The sequence below is a fragment of the Luteimonas changyuni genome (assembly GCF_039548395.1).
GTDB lineage: Bacteria > Pseudomonadota > Gammaproteobacteria > Xanthomonadales > Xanthomonadaceae > Luteimonas.
In genome coordinates this window covers 1-16,424 of record NZ_JBCLUZ010000016.1, presented here as the reverse complement: position 1 = coordinate 16,424, position 16,424 = coordinate 1, and the positions used below count along the sequence as shown (strand labels likewise).

The 16,424-nt window shown below is 69.7% G+C and carries 12 protein-coding genes; 2 read left to right on the top strand and 10 right to left on the bottom strand.

The features are described 5' to 3' along the window. Window positions 1–53: 53 nt before the first annotated feature. Window positions 54–785, top strand: coding sequence for a UDP-2,3-diacylglucosamine diphosphatase (gene lpxH, locus WCD84_RS07945; RefSeq protein WP_343281014.1), 732 nt, complete (start codon window positions 54–56; stop codon window positions 783–785). A 22-nt stretch (window positions 786–807) separates the two neighbouring features. Here lpxH and WCD84_RS07940 read toward each other — a convergent pair whose 3' ends face one another. From WCD84_RS07940 to WCD84_RS07895, 10 genes are all read right to left on the bottom strand, one after another. Beyond that, window positions 808–2,877: a TonB-dependent receptor plug domain-containing protein gene (locus WCD84_RS07940; protein ID WP_343281013.1), complete on the bottom strand. Its 2,070-nt coding sequence runs from the start codon at window positions 2,875–2,877 to the stop codon at window positions 808–810. Between the two features lie 310 nt (window positions 2,878–3,187). Then, complete coding sequence (locus WCD84_RS07935) at window positions 3,188–4,738, bottom strand: M23/M56 family metallopeptidase (RefSeq protein WP_343281012.1); 1,551 nt, start codon at window positions 4,736–4,738, stop codon at window positions 3,188–3,190. Then, window positions 4,735–5,112, bottom strand: a complete 378-nt coding sequence (locus tag WCD84_RS07930) for a BlaI/MecI/CopY family transcriptional regulator (RefSeq protein ID WP_343281011.1) — start codon at window positions 5,110–5,112, stop codon at window positions 4,735–4,737. The genes WCD84_RS07935 and WCD84_RS07930 overlap by 4 nt, the downstream gene beginning before the upstream one ends. A gap of 214 nt (window positions 5,113–5,326) precedes the next feature. Further along, on the bottom strand, window positions 5,327–6,169 hold the full coding sequence (locus tag WCD84_RS07925) for a ferritin-like domain-containing protein (protein ID WP_343281010.1): 843 nt from the start codon (window positions 6,167–6,169) through the stop codon (window positions 5,327–5,329). A gap of 2 nt (window positions 6,170–6,171) precedes the next feature. Then, on the bottom strand, window positions 6,172–7,644 hold the full coding sequence (gene purF, locus WCD84_RS07920; RefSeq protein WP_343281009.1) for an amidophosphoribosyltransferase: 1,473 nt from the start codon (window positions 7,642–7,644) through the stop codon (window positions 6,172–6,174). 81 nt (window positions 7,645–7,725) lie between these two features. Beyond that, window positions 7,726–8,823 (bottom strand): SPOR domain-containing protein, encoded by a 1,098-nt coding sequence (locus WCD84_RS07915; protein ID WP_343281008.1) that lies wholly within the window; start codon window positions 8,821–8,823, stop codon window positions 7,726–7,728. A gap of 29 nt (window positions 8,824–8,852) precedes the next feature. Continuing rightward, window positions 8,853–10,154 carry a bifunctional tetrahydrofolate synthase/dihydrofolate synthase gene (gene folC, locus WCD84_RS07910; protein ID WP_343281007.1) on the bottom strand — a complete coding sequence of 434 codons (1,302 nt, stop codon included), beginning with the start codon at window positions 10,152–10,154 and terminating at the stop codon, window positions 8,853–8,855. Window positions 10,155–10,157: 3 nt separating this feature from the next. Beyond that, window positions 10,158–10,802 (bottom strand): histidine phosphatase family protein, encoded by a 645-nt coding sequence (locus WCD84_RS07905; protein WP_343281006.1) that lies wholly within the window; start codon window positions 10,800–10,802, stop codon window positions 10,158–10,160. Further along, on the bottom strand, window positions 10,799–12,970 hold the full coding sequence (locus WCD84_RS07900) for a S46 family peptidase (protein WP_343281005.1): 2,172 nt from the start codon (window positions 12,968–12,970) through the stop codon (window positions 10,799–10,801). The genes WCD84_RS07905 and WCD84_RS07900 overlap by 4 nt, the downstream gene beginning before the upstream one ends. A 37-nt stretch (window positions 12,971–13,007) precedes the next feature. Next, the gene (locus WCD84_RS07895; RefSeq protein WP_343281004.1) at window positions 13,008–15,209 is read right to left on the bottom strand and encodes a S46 family peptidase; all 2,202 of its coding nucleotides are present in this window, start codon (window positions 15,207–15,209) and stop codon (window positions 13,008–13,010) included. A 160-nt stretch (window positions 15,210–15,369) separates the two neighbouring features. On the opposite strand from WCD84_RS07895, the gene tdh reads away from it, so the two are divergent. Beyond that, complete coding sequence (gene tdh / locus WCD84_RS07890; protein WP_343278674.1) at window positions 15,370–16,401, top strand: L-threonine 3-dehydrogenase; 1,032 nt, start codon at window positions 15,370–15,372, stop codon at window positions 16,399–16,401. The last annotated feature ends 23 nt before the right edge of the window (window positions 16,402–16,424 follow it).

Below are 16,424 nucleotides of genomic sequence, written 5' to 3'. Positions count from 1 at the left end.
GCGCGGTTGTGGAAGCACCCATGGCCGCGATGCCGTGCATTTACACTCCAGGCATGACGACGCTCTTCATTTCCGATCTGCACCTCGATCCGGAACGGCCGGACATCACCCGCCTGTTCGGCGAACTCCTCGCCGGCGAGGCACGCAGGGCCGACGCGCTCTATATCCTCGGCGACCTGTTCGAGGCCTGGGTCGGCGATGACGACCCGTCGGAGACCGGCACCTTCGTGGCGGAGCGGCTGGCGGCGCTGTCGGCCGCCGGGGTACCGGTGTACTTCATGCACGGCAACCGCGACTTCCTCCTCGGCGCGGACTACGCGCAGCGGGCCGGCATGGCACTGCTGGACGATCCGACCGTGGTCGACCTGTACGGACGGCGCGCGCTACTCATGCATGGCGACACCCTGTGCACCGACGACGTGGCCTACCAGCAGTTCCGGGCGCAGACCCGGGATCCCGCGTGGCAGCGGCAATTCCTGGCGCAGCCACTGGCGGCACGGCAGGCGTTCGCGCAGCAGGCGCGCGCGGCCAGCCAGGCGCGGCAGGGCGAACTGCGCGACGCCGGCAAGATGGAAACGATCACCGACGTGGCGCCCGCTGCGACCGAAGCAGCGCTCCGTGCGCACGGCGTGGATCTGCTGATCCACGGACATACCCATCGCCCGGCGGTGCATGCGCTTGATGTCGATGGGCATGCATGCACGTGGGTGGTTCTGGGCGACTGGTACGAGCAGGGATCGGTGTTGCGCGTGGACGCGACAGGACTCCGGTTGTCGAGCCTGTAAAGCCGCGCATCCCCGACTCGCCTCAGAACGCAACTTCAAGATTGGCGCGGATGCTGATGTGCGTCGGCTGCAGGCGCTCGATCCGCTGCCTGCCGCTGGCATCGAAGTACTTCGTATCGCCGGCGATGTCCTGTTGCAGCACGTTGGCCACGCCAAGCCGCAGCCGGGCCTTGTCCCACAGGCTGCCCAGCACATAGGCATCGAGTTCGCGTCGCGCCGACTCACCTTCGATCTGATGGATGCCGGTTCGCGTCGAACCCCCACTGCGATAGCTGTAGCTGGCGCCCACCGACCAGGCAGGGCTGATCCGGTAATCGGCGGCAAGGGTGGAACTCAGGCGCGGCTGTTTGGCGATGCGATTGTCCGGTCCCGGCAGGTCGTCGATCCGCGACCAGTTGCGGGTCAGGTTGAAGCGAAACTCCAGCCCTGATGCGTCCACAGCCTGCAGGAGCGAAAACCTGGTATCGAGTTCGAAGCCCCATGCGGTTGCGTTGCCGCCATTGATCGGCATGGCGACCCAACGGTCACCGACCAGACGTGTCTCCGTGCGGATGACATCCTCGATGGTCCGGACATAGCCGCCAAGGCTGAACGTGGCACCGCCTTCCGGAAACGCCTCGTAGGCCAAGTCCACGCCGGTGGCCAGCTCGGGCTTCAGCAGCGGGTTGCCCATCGTGTCGGGGTCGAGTTCGCGGTTGTTGGTGGAGGTGTACGGCCTTGGTACCAGCAGGCGGAGTTCCGGGGAGCGATAGGTACGGCTCAGCCCCAGACGGACCTGGTTCTTCGAATCCGGCAGTCGCCACCGCGACTGCAGCACGGGCGAAAGCATGGCGGACCGGCTGCGGATCGGCGCGAAGTCGCTGCCGTCGCTGCGGGTTTCGATCTGCTCCCAGCGCGCGCCAAGGTAAAGGGACCAGGCGGGCGTCACCGTCCATTCGTCCTGTGCATAAACCGCGGCGCGTCGGATCCGGGCATCGAACGACAAGTCGCTGAGGCTTGCCGGGAAGCCATCGAAGGCCAGCAGGCGCTGCACGCGCGCTTCGCGCCGCCGATCCAGGCTGCCCTCCCAACCCGCCTCGAACATATGCGCTCCGCTACCTGGCCAGGTGTACTTCCCGAAGGAGGCGAAGTTCCGAACGCGCAACCATCCATCGGTGGCATCGTCCAGGTTCTGCGTGCCGTAGGCGCCATATCCCTGTTCGCGGAAGCGGTAGTCCTCGCGGTTGCCGCCCAGCCCCAGCTTGCTGGTGAGTTTTCCGCCGCTGTCGAACTCACGCGCCCAGCTGAGATCAGTCCGGAGCTGGACCACGTCGATGCCGGTGGACTGGCGGTACCGCACGTGCCGCAGTTCCGGGCCGGACTCCGTCTGCCATCGGATATCGCCATGCCTGTTGTAATTGCTGGCCTCCAGGAACGTTTGCCAGCCGAGCGTGTCCCCGTTCTCCAGGACGGCGTTGAAATGGGGAGACAGCGAAAGCACGTCGCGGAAGCCCTCGACGCGCAGGTCCGTGCTGCGATGCAGGTCCTGCGCACCGTCAGGACGGAAGCCGGTTTCGATACCGTCTTGCTCCGCCAGGAATGTGCGTCGCGACAGGGCAGCGTTCACCGTGTAGCCACGGAACTCTCCACGACGCGACCGGCTCCAGTTGAATGCGGGCGCGGACCGGCCATTGGATTCCGCCAGGCTGATCTTGAGTTCGTCCGAGTCCTTGTTTGCGGCCTTGGCCAGCACGATGTTGATCGTCCCGGCGATGGCTTCGGCGCGCATGTCGGCGGTGGCCGTGCGCAGAATTTCTACCCGCTCGACCATGTCCGGGGACAGCGAGCCCGGATCGAATCCCACTGGGGCCGCCTGCCCGTCGACCAGGATCTGCGTGTATCCGTTGCCCATTCCGCGCAGGGTGATGCTGCCCGTGCTCCCGGGCGCAGCCGTGGTCACGGTCACCCCCGGCAGGCGTTTGATCGCATCAGCAAGCGTGGCGTCGCCGTGCCGCACCAGTTCATCCTTGCCGAAGACCAGGCGGGAAGCCGTGTCGTCCCGACGCGGATCGTGGCGTTCGCCCCGGACCTGCACCTGCTGCAGGTCGGTCACGCCTTCGGGCGCAGGTGCCTGCAGTGGTGCGTCAGTCGATGGCTCCGGTGCGGGATCGGTGGCAACGGCCGCCGCGCCAGCCTGGAAGCAGGCCAGCAACAGCGCAGCAGCAAGTCCCAGGCGCAGGCAGCTGCAAGACGAAGACGATGCGGAGCGGGCTTTCGTCTGCAGGAGCGGATTTTTCATGTTTCACCAGGCAAGCACCGTCCCTCCCGTGAGCCGGGAAACGCGGCAAGTGATGGATGTGGGGGAGCCAGCCGGGGATACGCCGACCGGGTCTGCAGTGCAGCCGTGCTGCGTGCCTATCCGCTCATCGCAGCAAGGGCTCCGGATCGATGCGCTGCCCGTTCAACAGCAACTCCATGTGCAGGTGCGGCCCTGTCACCTTGCCGGTGGTACCGGCGCGGCCGATCTGCGTACCGGCCGCGACCCGTTGCCCGACCTGGACGTCGAAGCCGTCGAGATGCGCATGCAGTGACTGCCAGCCACCGCCGTGATCGAGCACGACCACCGTCCCGTAGTTGGGGCCATCCGGATAATTCGTGGTTGCCGCCGCCACGGTCGCAGCCGCAGGTGCGTAGACGGGAGTCCCACGCGCTGCGGCGAAGTCGATGCCCCTGTGCGGGCGCGTGTAGGGTCCGCCTTCGGCGCCGTAGCGGCTGCTGATCCTGGGCGCGGTCACCGGAAAACTGAAATCGATGGCGGGCCTGACAGTCACGTCGGCGGTGACTTCCGGAGCCGCCGCTTCACTGCGCAGAGGCGCCACGATCGACACGACGGCTGCCGGTGGGCCGCCAGCAGCTTCGTCGATGCCGGCCTGGCCGCGGCCAGGCGTGACCGTGCCGATCTGCACTGCAGCCACCGCGCTGCCGGCCGCCAGCGCCAACGCAAGCAGCGCGATGCGCCATGGCAGGGCCAGGCGTCGCCGCGCATCCCCCTGCACCATGTGGCGGACCCTCAGCCTGTGGCTGCCGGGGTCATGGCGCGAGAACGCCGCGACCGGGGAGGGCATCTGCGATCGTGCCGACAGGCGCAGGGCTTCCAGATAGGCCCGCGCATAGACATGCCGGGCTTCCGGCTCCATTCCCGTTGCCGCGGCGTCGCAGCACAGTTCCGCGGCGACCTGGACGCGACGTTCGATCAGCCCCAGGAAGGGATTGAACCAGAGCGCCACGCCCACCAGGCGCATCAGCGCCGCGCGCTGCGGGTCGTGCCGGGCCAGGTGGCTTGCCTCGTGGCGCAACACCATCTGCAGCTGGCGATCTTCCAGGCGAGCCGCCAGGGCAGTCGGGATGATGATCGCCTGCCGCGGCCAGCAGACCGCGAAGGGACTGACCTGCTGCGTGGTCGCACGAATCTCGATCCCAAGGCGCTGGAGGCGCTGCCGCTCCATTGCAGCCAGCGGTCCCGGCAAGGCAGCCGGAACAACCGGGGACGAGGCCTGGACGATGCGGCGGACGAAAAGCATGCCCTTCCCCCAGCGCAAGGCCGCCAGCCCGGCACCGGCCAGATACAGCATCAGCAGCAGTGGTTCCAGCCAGGCCTTGGCGCCAAGCGGCTCCGCTGCGTCCTGCCACGGCGTTTCAAGGCCGTTCGACCACCCGCCCAGCTCGGCGACCGATGGCAGCGGCAGCGGCGTCGGTAGCGGCCAACTTGCACCTGCCGAGGCGAAGCCATGGAAAGCGACCGCCAGCAGCGTCGGCAGGATCGCGAAGGCCCAGACGACGAGCCAGTAGCTGCGCGCCGCGTGCGAGATGCGCAGGGCGCGATGCAGGGCAAGCCCCAGCGACCAGGCCAGCGCTCCGGCAAACAGGCAGGCGCCGGCGTGAAACCACCAGAGATCCAGCACGGAGACGCTCATGCCTGCCCATCCTGGTCGGAATCACGCAGCAGCGCCCCCAGCTCGTCGACCTCGTCCTCGCTGAGCAGGCGACTGTCGGCAAACGCCTGTGCCGGCAGCGGCCCCTCGATCTCCAGCACTCGCCGCGCGAAGTCCATGCTCAATGCCGCCAGCGTCGAAACCTTGCCGACGGCCGCGCGGTAGACGTTCAAACCGTGCGAATCGAACTCCTCGACCAGACCCTTTTCAACCATCCGCTCCAGCGTCTTGCGGGTGGAGGAGTAGGACCAGCCGAGGATGGGCGTCACATGGTTGTGCACTTCGCGGGCGCTGCAGGCAGCGTGTCGCCACAGGCACTTGAGCAGCTCAAGCTCGGTATTCGAGGGATGGATCATCGAAGCTGTGTCCGCGGCATGTCGTGAGTCGCAAACATACGACAACTGTCGCATGTATGACAAGCCTCGTCCCATGAAGCGCCACGGGCAGTCCCGCTCCAACCCGCCACAGCGATGGCAGCACCGGGTGCGTGGGGTACGCAGCCGACATAAAGAGCAGCTTGCTGCTCAGTCGGCGGAGTACCCCACGCACCCGGTGCCCGCCGCCAAATCCTCAGCCCGAAATCTGCACCAGCGCCGCCAACTCGTCCTCGCTGAACCCCGCCGCGCTGCGCGCCTCGACGTTGAACGGCCCATGCAGCACCGCGCGCGCGTATTCGGCCAGCAATTCCCGGAAACGAGGCTCCGGGTCGATGCCCTCGCGTTCGCAGCACCAGCGGAACCAGTGGCTGCCGGCGGCGACGTGGGCGACTTCCTCGCGCAGGATCACTTCGAGGATGCCGACGGTGGCGTCGTCGCCGAGCGCGCGCAGTTTCACGATCATCCCCGGCGTCACGTCCAGCCCACGCGCTTCCAGCACGCGCGGCACCAGCGCCATGCGCGCGAGCACGTCGTCCGCGGTCTTCTCGGCCATCTCCCACAGGCCGTTGTGGGCGTCGAAGTCGCCGTAGTCGCGACCCATGGCCTGCAGCCGGTCGCGCAGCATGGTGAAGTGCCGGGCCTCGTCGTCGGCCACCATTACCCAGTCGGCGTAGTACTGCGCCGGCATGCCGCGGAAGCGGTAGACCGCGTCCCAGCCCAGGTCGATGGCGTTGAACTCGATGTGGGCGATGGCGTGGATAAAGGCCGCGCGGCCTTCGTCGCTGCCGAAGCCGCGTCGCGGCAGCTCGCGCGGATGTACCAGGCGCGGACGCAGCGGCCGGCCGGGCATGCGGATCGGATCCGGCCCGGACGCGTTGGCATCGGTCCCGCCTCCGGTGCCGGATCCGCCGTCGGCGTCGATAACAAGCTCGCCGCGCCGGAACGCCGCGGCCGCGGCATGGGTGGCCGCGACCTTGTCCTCGGGTGACGCCGCGGCAAGACAGTCGCGCGCGGCGTCGAACAACGACCTCGCCATGATCAGGCGCCGACGCGGCGCTTCTTCTTCGCCTCGTCGGACCTGAGCGTGCGCAGGCCTTCCAGGTAGCCCGGCTCGATGCCGGTCACGTACTCGCCGCTGAAACACGAGCTGTCGAACTTCCTGCCGGGGAACTTGTGCCCGGCCACCGCGGCCTCGAGGTCGGCCAGGTCCTGGTAGACCAGCCAGTCGCAGCCCAGCACCGCTTCGATCTCCTTCTCGCTGCGACCGTTGGCCACCAACTCATCGACCGATGGCATGTCGATGCCATAGACGTTCGGATATCGCACCGGCGGCGCGGCCGACGCCAGGTAGACCTTGCGCGCGCCGGCGTCGCGCGCCATCTGCACGATCTGCTTCGAGGTGGTGCCGCGCACGATGGAATCGTCGACCAGCAGCACCACGCGGTTGCGGAACTCCAGCGGAATCGGGTTGAGCTTGCGCTTCACCGATTTCACGCGCTCGCCCTGCCCCGGCATGATGAAGGTGCGGCCGACGTAGCGGTTCTTGACGAAGCCCTCGCGATACTTCACCCCGAGCGCGTTGGCGATCTCCATCGCCGAATCGCGCGAGGTGTCCGGGATCGGGATCACCACGTCGATGTCGTGGTTGGGCCGCTCGCGCAGGATCTTCTCGCCCAGCGTCACGCCCATGCGCATCCGAGCCTTGTGCACCGAGATGTTCTCGATCATCGAGTCCGGGCGCGCGAAATAGACGTACTCGAAGATGCACGGCGCGTGCTCGCCCGCCTCCACGCACTGGCGCGCGTGCAGCTCGCCGTTCGCGGTGATGACGATGCCTTCGCCCGGCTCGACGTCGCGCACGCGCTCGAAGCCGAGGATGTCCAGCGCCACCGATTCCGAAGCGACCGCGTATTCGGTGCCACCTTCGGCCTCGCGCCTGCCGAGCACCAGCGGCCGGATGCCGTTGGGATCGCGGAATGCGACCAGCCCCAGGCCCAGCACCAGGGCGACGCCGGCATAGCCGCCGCGCGCGCGCCGGTGCAGGCCCTCGACCGCTTTCAGCGCCGCTTCGGGCGTGAGCGCGCGCTCGCGGTCCAGCTCGTGCGCGAACACATTGAGCAGCACCTCGGAGTCGGACTCGGTGTTGACGTTGCGGCGGTCGGTCTCGAACACCTCGCGGCGCAGCGCATCGGTGTTGATCAGGTTGCCGTTGTGGGCGAGCGCGATGCCGTAGGGCGAATTGACGTAGAACGGCTGTGCTTCGTCATGGCCCTCGCTGCCGGCGGTGGGATAGCGGCAGTGGCCGATGCCGACGCGGCCCTGGAGCAGCGCCATCGACGCATCGTCGAACACATCGCGCACCAGGCCGTTGCCCTTGTGCACGCGCAGCCGCGTGCCGTAGCCCGTGGCGATGCCGGCGGCGTCCTGCCCGCGGTGCTGCAACACCGTCAGGCCGTCGTACAGCGCGGGCGCGACTTCAGTGGTTCCGACGATGCCGACAATGCCGCACATGGGGATGGGTCCTGCGAGTATCTGGAGTGGAAAGGCGGGTTTCGGCAAGACGGCGCTGGCAGCGCCGCTTCGGGAGCGTGGCTATGGATGCGAGCGCACGAGACCGTCGATGTTGAAGCTCGATTTCACGCGTGCCTTGAGCTGCTCGGCTTCGGCGCGCGTGACCACCGGACCGGCCTTGACCCGGGTCAGCGTGCCCTTGTCGGTCTGCACGGTGTCGGTGAAGGCGCCGATGCCCGCGGCGCGCAGCCGGTCGCGCAGCGCGTTGGCTTCGCTGGCATTGCCGTAGGCGCCAAGCTGGACTGCGAAACCGGTGCCGGCCGCAGCCGTTGAGGCAGGGGTGGGAGCCGCAGCCGGGGGTGCGGCCGCTGAAGCCGCCGGCCTCGATGCCGCCGCGCTGCTGCCGGACGCTGCCGGCGCTGCCGCGTCCAGCGCGACCACCGCGGCCGTGGCGCGCGAGCCGATGCTGCCGGCGCGCACGCGCGCGGACTCCGCATCGGCGCGCGAAGCGTAGGGACCGATGCGCACCCGCCAGGCGTCGCGATCGCCAACGCGGGTTTCTTCCACGTAGGCCGGAAGGTTGGACTGGCGCAGGCGGTTGACGACGGCGCCTGCATCGGCGCGCGAGCCGTAGGCGCCGAAGTTCACCGCGTAGTCGCCGCCGGCGGTGGCCGCGGGCAGGCGCGCGGGAGCCGCCGCAGGTTCGGGCTTCGGAGGTTCGGGCCTCGCCGGCGCGGGAGCTTCGGGTTCGGGCCCGGTCGCCGCGACCGGGCGCTGTGGCGCGAGAGGCTCGGGCTCCGCGGCGGGGCGCTCCTGCACCGGCAGCGGGGCCTCCGCATCGGCCGCGTCGCCGTCCGCCAGCGGGACCACGTCGACGTCGGACGCGAGGTCGGCTGCGTCCTCCGGGCGCGCGTCGCCTTGCGGCACTGCGGTGGCGGTGTCCACGGTTGCCAGGCTGCCGTCACCGGCCAGCAGGCCGGCGCTGGTCGTGGCATTGGGCACCACCAGCGGCAGGTCGCGGGTGACGTAGTCGCCCGAGGGCGCGTCGGGGACGTGCAGTGAAAGATCGGACACGCCGCTGTCGGGGGCGGGACCCTGCACCAGCATCGGCAGGAAGATCACGGCCAGCGCAATCAGTACCGCGGCGCCGATCAGGCGCTGTTTCAGTCCGGAGTCCATGGAGGCTCGAGGCAACGGGGGCCGCTGAATTATACGGCCCCGCCCGGCTCCACTTCTGAATCCCCGGCAGCGAGCCACGCGAGCGCCGCGCCGGCGACGTGGAAGGAGCCGAAGGCGATCACGCGTTCGCCCGGATGGGCCTGTGCCAGTGCCGCCGACAGCGCCGCGGCGGGGTCGGCGTGGCGCTGCGCGGTTCCGGCCGCGGTGCCGGCCAGGGCGTCGGCCAGGGCATCGGCATCACGGCCGCGGCCGCCGGCGCCGGCAATGCCGGCGAGATGCCAGGCGTCCACGCAGGGCGCGATCGCGGCGACCACGCCGACGGCGTCCTTGTCGGCCAGCGCGCCGTACACGGCCACGGTGCGCATCGCCGGCGCCTCCTGCAGCCACTCGGCCAGCGCGCGTGCCGCCTGCGGGTTGTGGCCGACATCCACCAGCACCTCGACCCCATCGCGCTCAAAGCGTTGCAGGCGCCCGGGCACCCGTGCGGCGGCCAAGCCCCGCGCCCAGGCGGCGTCGTCGATCTCCACGTCCAGCGCGCGCAGCGCTGCGATCGCGGCGGCGGCATTGCGCAGCTGCGCCGGCGCGGCCATGCCCGGCAGCGGCAGAACCAGTTCGAACCCGGGCTCGCGCCACCACCAGCCGTCGCCGGCGTCATCGCGGCCGAAGCGGTAATCGCTGCCGGCACGGATCGCGGAGGCGCCGATGGCATAGGCGTGGCCGAGCACGCTCGACGGCGGATCGTCCTCGCCCAGCACCAGCGGCGTCCACGCCCGCGCGATGCCGACCTTCTCGGTGCCGATGGCCTCGCGGTCGGCACCGAGCCAGTCCTGGTGGTCGAGGTCGACGGTGGTGACCACCGCGACGTCGGGATCGACCAGATTCACGGCGTCCAGGCGCCCGCCCAGACCGACCTCGAGCACGGCGAGATCGAGTCCCGCACGTTCGAACAGCCACAGCGCGGCGAGCGTGCCGTATTCGAAATACGTCAGCGTGGTCGCGCCGCGCGCGGCTTCGACCGCCTCGAACGCCGCCACCAGGCCGGCATCGTCCGCGTCTTCGCCGTCGATGCGCACGCGCTCGTTGTAGGCCAGCAGATGCGGCGAGGTGTAGGCGCCCACGCGCAGCCCGGAGGCAGCGGCAATCGCCTCGATGAAGGCCACCGTCGAGCCCTTGCCGTTGCTGCCGGCAACGGTTGCCACGAGGCGCGCCGGCCGGCCGAGACCCATGCGTGCGGCCACGTCGCGCACGCGATCGAGGCCGAGGTCGACCTCGCGCGGATGCCGGCCCTCGATGTCACGGAGCCAGTCCTGCAGGCTGCGCGTTGCGGCCATGGTTCAGAGCGCCCGGTGCACCGCTTCGCCGAACAGCAGGGTGTGGTGCGCGCAGTCGTTCATGCGCACCACGTCCAGGTGCCCGACATCGGGCCCCTCCAGCAGGTTCAGGGTGGCCGGCGCCTGGCGGAAGGTCCACAGCCGGAACAGCGGCAGGCCGAGCACCCGGCACAGCAGCACGCGGTTCACGGCATCGTGCGAGACCACCAGCAGCGTGTCCTCGGGGCCCAGGCCTTCACAGGCCTTCGCGAACGCCGGCCAGGCGCGCTCAAGGACCTGCTTCAGCGATTCGCCGCCGGGCATCTGCACCTTGTCCGGCGCATCGCGCCAGGCAGCCAGGCGCTCGGGGTCGGATTCGCGGATCTCGCTGGCCAGCTTGCCTTCCCACGTGCCGTGGGCGATTTCCATCAGCCCCGCGTCGACCTCGAGCATGTCCGCGCGCGCCTCGCCCAGCGCCAGCCGCGCCGTGTCGTACGCGCGCGACAGCGGCGAGGCCACGGCGCGGTCGATGCGCACGTCGTGCAGGCGCTCGCCCAGGCGCAGCGCCTGCTTGGCGCCGGTATCCGAGAGCGGGATGTCCTCCTGCCCCTGGTAGCGGCCGGCGCGGTTCCACTCGGTCTCGCCGTGGCGCGCGAGCAGGATCCTCAACGCTTCGGCTCCAGCCCCAGTTCGGCCAGCACGCGCGGCGCCGGATAGACCTCCTGCATGATCCAGCGCATGTAGCGCTGGTCGACCGAGATCATGCGCGTCATCACCGGGTCGAACACCCAGTTCGACGCCACGGATTCCCAGTTGCCGTCGAAGGCGAGGCCGACCAGCTTGCCGTGGGCATCGAGCACCGGCGAGCCGGAGTTGCCGCCGGTGATGTCGAGGTCGGCGAGGAAGTTGACCGGCACCGACTTCAGGCGGCGATCGGCAAGCCCGCCGTAGCGCTTCCCGGCAACCGCATCGAGCAGCGCCTTGGGCGCGTCGAACGGATCGACACCGGTGTCCTTGGCCGGGATCTCTTCAAGCACGGTGAACGGCTTCTGCGGCGTGCCGTCGAGCTTGGTGTAGGGCTTGACGTTGCCGAAGGTGATGCGCAGCGAGGAGTTGGCGTCCGGATAGACGAACTCGCCCTTGCTGGCCTTGTAGTCGGCCACCGCCTGCAGGTAGACCGGGCGCGCCAGCAGCGCGTCGCCGGCACGCGCCTTGCGCTCGGCTTCCTGCGCCAGCAGCGTGGGCATGATCGCCACCGCGTAGCGGATCGCGGGATCCTTGCTGGACTCGTAGGCCTCGCGGTCGGCCTTCAGCCACTTCAGGCGGGTCTCGGTGCTGTCGGCAAGCTCGCTGCGCCCGAGGCGATCGAGCACGCCGTCGATCGCCTTGTCGCCGCTGCCGCCCAGCCAGGCGTCCACGGCCTCGAGGCGCTGGGCCTGCGGCAGCTTGACGTACTCGGCCAGCCAGTACTGCTGCAGGCCGCGGTCCATCTCCGGCACGTAGCGGCGCTCCATCTGGCGCACGGCGCCCTCGATCGTGGGCAGGTCGCGCTCCTGGTAGCCCTGCTCGCGGTCGGCGTCGGGCTTCTCGCGCTCGATCGCCAGGCGGTAGCCGCGGATCGCGGTCGACAGCACGCCGGTGCCGTTGAACTGGCCGAACACCAGGTCGCGCTCGCGGGTGGCGCGGCTGGCCTCGTTGAGCTCGAGGATGCGCGCGTAGGCGTCGAGCACGGCCTGGCCGGACTCGCCCTGCTCCCGCGCCCAGGCCAGCACCTCGGCCTCCTGCTGCTCCTTGGTGGCCATCGCCTTGGTGCGCTCGAAGCCGGCGAGCTGGCTGTCGTAGTTCTTGTAGACGTTCTCCCAGCCGCGCATGGTGCTGGCGTACTTCACTTCGATGTCCGGATTGGCCTCGCCGGCCGCGGCGACCATCTTCTGCAGCGCCTTGTAGTGGCGGACCACGGTCGGGTACTGCCAGTCCTGGGTGTCCTTGAACTCGCTGGCCAGCGCGTAGCGCGCGGTGCGGCCGGGATAGCCGGCGACCATCACGAAGTCGCCCTCGCCCAGCGGCTTGTCGGCGAACTCGAGCCAGCGCTTGGGCTGGTAGGGCACGTTGTCCTCGGCGAACGCCGCCGGCTTGCCGTCCTTGCCGACGTAGGCGCGGTAGAAGGCGAAGTCGCCGGTGTGGCGCGGCCACATCCAGTTGTCGGTTTCGCCGCCGTAGGCGCCGACGCTGCCCTGCGGCGCGTAGACCAGGCGCACGTCGCTGATCTCGAGGTTCTTGAACAGGCGGTAGGTGTTGCCCCCGGCAAAGCTGTACAGGCGGCAGCGGTAGCCTTCGTCGGCCTCGCAGCCGGCGACCAGCGACTTCTCGATCGCGTCGAGCGCATTGGTGCGGCCGATCGCATCGGGCGCCGCGGACACGGCGGCCTGCACCTTGGCGGTCACGTCCTCGATCGACTCCAGCGCGAAGATGCGCGAGTTCGGTCCGGCGCTGATCTCGTCGCCGATCGCCGCGGCGTAGAAGCCGTCGCGCATGAGGTTGTTCTCGGGCGTGGAATTGAGCTGGATCGCGCCGTAGGCGCAGTGGTGGTTGGTCGCCACCAGGCCCTGTGGCGAAACGAAGCTCGCGGTGCAGCCGCCCAGCGAGACGACGGCGCCGAGCGGGTCACCGGTCAGGTCGGCAAGCTGTTCGGGCTTGAGCTTGAGCCCGGCCTTCTTCAGCGGCTTGGCGATCTCGGGGAGCTGCTGCGGCACCCACATGCCTTCGCCGGAGTGGGCGGGACTGGCGGCAGCGGCCGCGAAGGCCGCGACGGCGGCGGCGAGAAGGGTCTTGCCCATAGGTTCGGTGTCCTGGACGGGTTGGATGGTTCGGAGTTTAACGGCCGCCGGCGGCGGCGGGAGCCTGCCGGTCGGCCGCGTCGAGCGGCAGGCCCATCTCGCGCAGCAGCTGCGGCGCGGGATAGACGCGGGCCATGATCCAGCGCATGTAGCGGGCGTCGACGTGGATCGCACGCTTGTAACGCGGGTCGAACTTCCAGCTGGCGCTGACCGCTTCCCAGTTGCTGTCGAAGTTCAGCCCGATCAGGCGGCCGCGGGCGTCCATCACCGGCGAGCCGGAGTTGCCGCCGGTGGTGTCGAGGTTGGTGAGCAGGTTCACGGTCTGGGTGCCGAGGCCGGGATCGACGGTGGCGCCGAAGTCGCGGCGGGCGATGGCATCGAGCAGCGGCTGCGGCGCGTCGAAGGGCGCCACGCCGGTGTGCTTCTCGACGATGCCTTCGACCGTGGTCAGCGGCGACCAGCTGACCGCATCGCGCGGCTGCAGGCCCTGGATGCGGCCGTGGCTCACGCGCAGGGTGGAGTTGGCATCCGGGTAGACCGCCCTGCCCTCGCTGCGGGCGTGGCCGATCATGCCGCGCATATAGGCCGGGCGCAGGCGCAGCAGCTCGCCGGCACGGGCCTTGGCCTCGTCCTCGAAGCGCAGGTCGGCCTGCTGCAGGGTCGCGGCGGCCTGCATGAGCGGATCGGTGGCGGCCTGGACCTCGGCCGGGGCGGCGGCGAACAGGCGCAGGCGCTCGGCTTCGTCGGCCAGGGCGGCACCGGTGTACAGGCGCTCCAGGCGCGACGCGATCGTCGCTGCGTCGGTGCCGAAGACGGCATCGACCTCGGGCACGCGCTGCTCCGCCGGGAGCGCAGCATGACGGCCCAGCAGCTCGGCCAGGATCGCGCGCTCCACCGCCGGCGCGTAGCGGCGCTGGGCCTGGCGCAGGGCGGCCTCGATCCGGGCTTCGTCGCGCAGCTGGTAGCCGCTTTCGCGCTCGGCGTCGGGCTTGCCGCGCTCCAGCGCCAGGCGCTGCAGCCGCATCGCGCCGCCCAGCAGCTGGGTCTGGGCCTGCATCAGGCCGAACAGCTGGTTGCGCTCGCGCGTGGCCCGGGCGGAGGCGATCACCGCGGCGGCGGCTTCGATGTCGGCCCGGGTCGCGGCGGCATCGGGCTGGCCGGACAGCCACTTCGCCATCGCCGCCTCCTCCGCGCGGCGGCCGGCGACGGCATCGCTGCGGCGCAGGCCGTCGAGCTCGCCCCGGGCCCGCTTGAGCGTGTTCTTGAGGCTCGCGACCTGTGCGGCATAACGCACTTCGGCATCGGCGTCGCCCGCGCTGCCGCGCTCGACCGCATCCAGCAGAGCGGTCATCAGCTCCACGCGCGAAGGCAGCTGCCACTCGACCTGGTCGGCGAACTCGGCCGCGGTGCGGTGGCGGAAGGTGCGGCCGGGATAGCCCGCCAGCATCGCGAAGTCGCCTTCGGCCAGCGGCTCGGTCGACACCGTCAGCCATGCCGCGGGCTTGAACGGCACGTTGTCCGGGGAATACGCCGCGGGCTTGCCGTCCGGCCCCACATAGGCGCGGTAGAAGGTGAAGTCGCCGCTGTGGCGCGGCCACATGAAGTTGTCGATCTCGTCGCCGTAGCTGCCGATCGCGTCCGGCGGCGCGTAGGCCAGGCGCACGTCGCGGATTTCGAGCTGGCGCACCAGATCGAAGTCGGTGCCGTAGTACATGTCGACCACGCTGCAGCGGTAGCCGGGTTCCTCGGCCTCGCACTCGGCCACGGCCGCCTTGGAGGCGGCCTCGACCGCGTCGTGGTACGCGCGGCCGGTCCTGCCGCGGGCATCGGCCAGGATGCGGTCGGTGATGCGCTCGAAGCGGTCGGTCACCAGCACCCGCGCACCCGGGCCCGCAGACAGTTCGCCGGCCATCGTCGCCGCATTGAAGCCGTTGGCGATGAGGTTGTTTTCCGGCGTCGAATTCAGCTGGATCGCGCCGTGGGCGCAGTGATGGTTGGTGACCACCAGGCCATGAGGCGAGACGAAGCTCGCCGTGCAGCCGCCAAGCGAAACCACGGCGCTCATCGGCGGCTTCGACAGGTCGGACAGGTCCTTCGGGTCTCCCTGGAAGCCGGACGCGCGCATCGCCGATTCGATCTCGGGCAGCTGGGAGGGCAGCCACATGCCTTCGTCGGCAAGGACGGCGGCGGGCAGCAGCAGGGCGGCGGCGAGGGCCGTGGCGATGGAGCTCGGGCGCATGGGATTACCGGTGGTCTGGACAGCCCCCGACCATAGGCCGCGGCGGCGGCCGGGTGCAAATGTCAGCGGTCATGCCCCAGGTGGCGCGCCGTGGCGGCGGTACAATGGGTGTTTCGACCATCCGACCGGCCCAACCATGTCGCAGTCCCAGCAGTCCACCATTCCCGCCACCATGAAGGCACTGGTCAAGCGCGAGCTTGCCCGCGGCATCTGGATGGAGGAAGTCCCGGTCCCCGAGCCCGGCCCCAACGAGGTCCTGATCCGCCTCGAGAAGACCGCGATCTGCGGCACCGACCTGCACATCTACCTGTGGGACGAGTGGGCGCAGCGCACCATCCCGCAGGGCCTGACCATCGGCCACGAATTCGTGGGCCGCGTGGTGAAGCTGGGCCCGGGCGCGACCGGCTACGACATCGGCCAGCGCGTTTCGGCCGAAGGCCACATCGTCTGCGGCCAATGCCGCAACTGCCGTGCCGGCCGCCAGCACCTGTGCCCGAACACGGTCGGCATCGGCGTCAACCGCAACGGCGCCTTCGCCGAGTACATCGTCATGCCGGCTTCGAACCTGTGGCCGATCCCGGACGCGATTCCGTCGGAGCTGGCCGCGTTCTTCGACCCCTACGGCAACGCCGCGCACTGTGCGCTGGAGTTCGACGTGGTCGGCGAGGACGTGCTGATCACCGGCGCCGGCCCGATCGGCGTGATGGCCGCGGGCATCTGCCGTCACATCGGTGCCCGCAACATCGTGGTCACCGACGTCAACGACTTCCGCCTGAAGCTGGCCGCGGACATGGGCGCCACGCGGGTGGTCAACGTCAGCAAGACCTCGGTGAAGGAGGTCATGGCCGAGCTCAACATGGACGGCTTCGACGTCGGCCTGGAAATGAGCGGCAACCCGACCGCGTTCAACGACATGCTCGACTGCATGTACCACGGCGGCAAGGTCGCCCTGCTCGGCCTGCTGCCCAAGGGCGCCGGCATCGACTGGGACCGGGTGATCTTCAAGGGCCTGGTGCTGCACGGCATCTACGGCCGCCGCATGTACGAGACCTGGTACAAGATGACCCAGCTGGTGCTGGCGGGCTTTCCGCTGGAGAAGGTGCTGAGCCACCAGCTGCCGGCGGACGAATTCCAGAAGGGCTTCGACCTGATGGAAAGCGGCAAGTCGGGCAAGGTGGTGCTGAGCTGGTAGCTGGTCCGCGCGAAGGCAGGTGG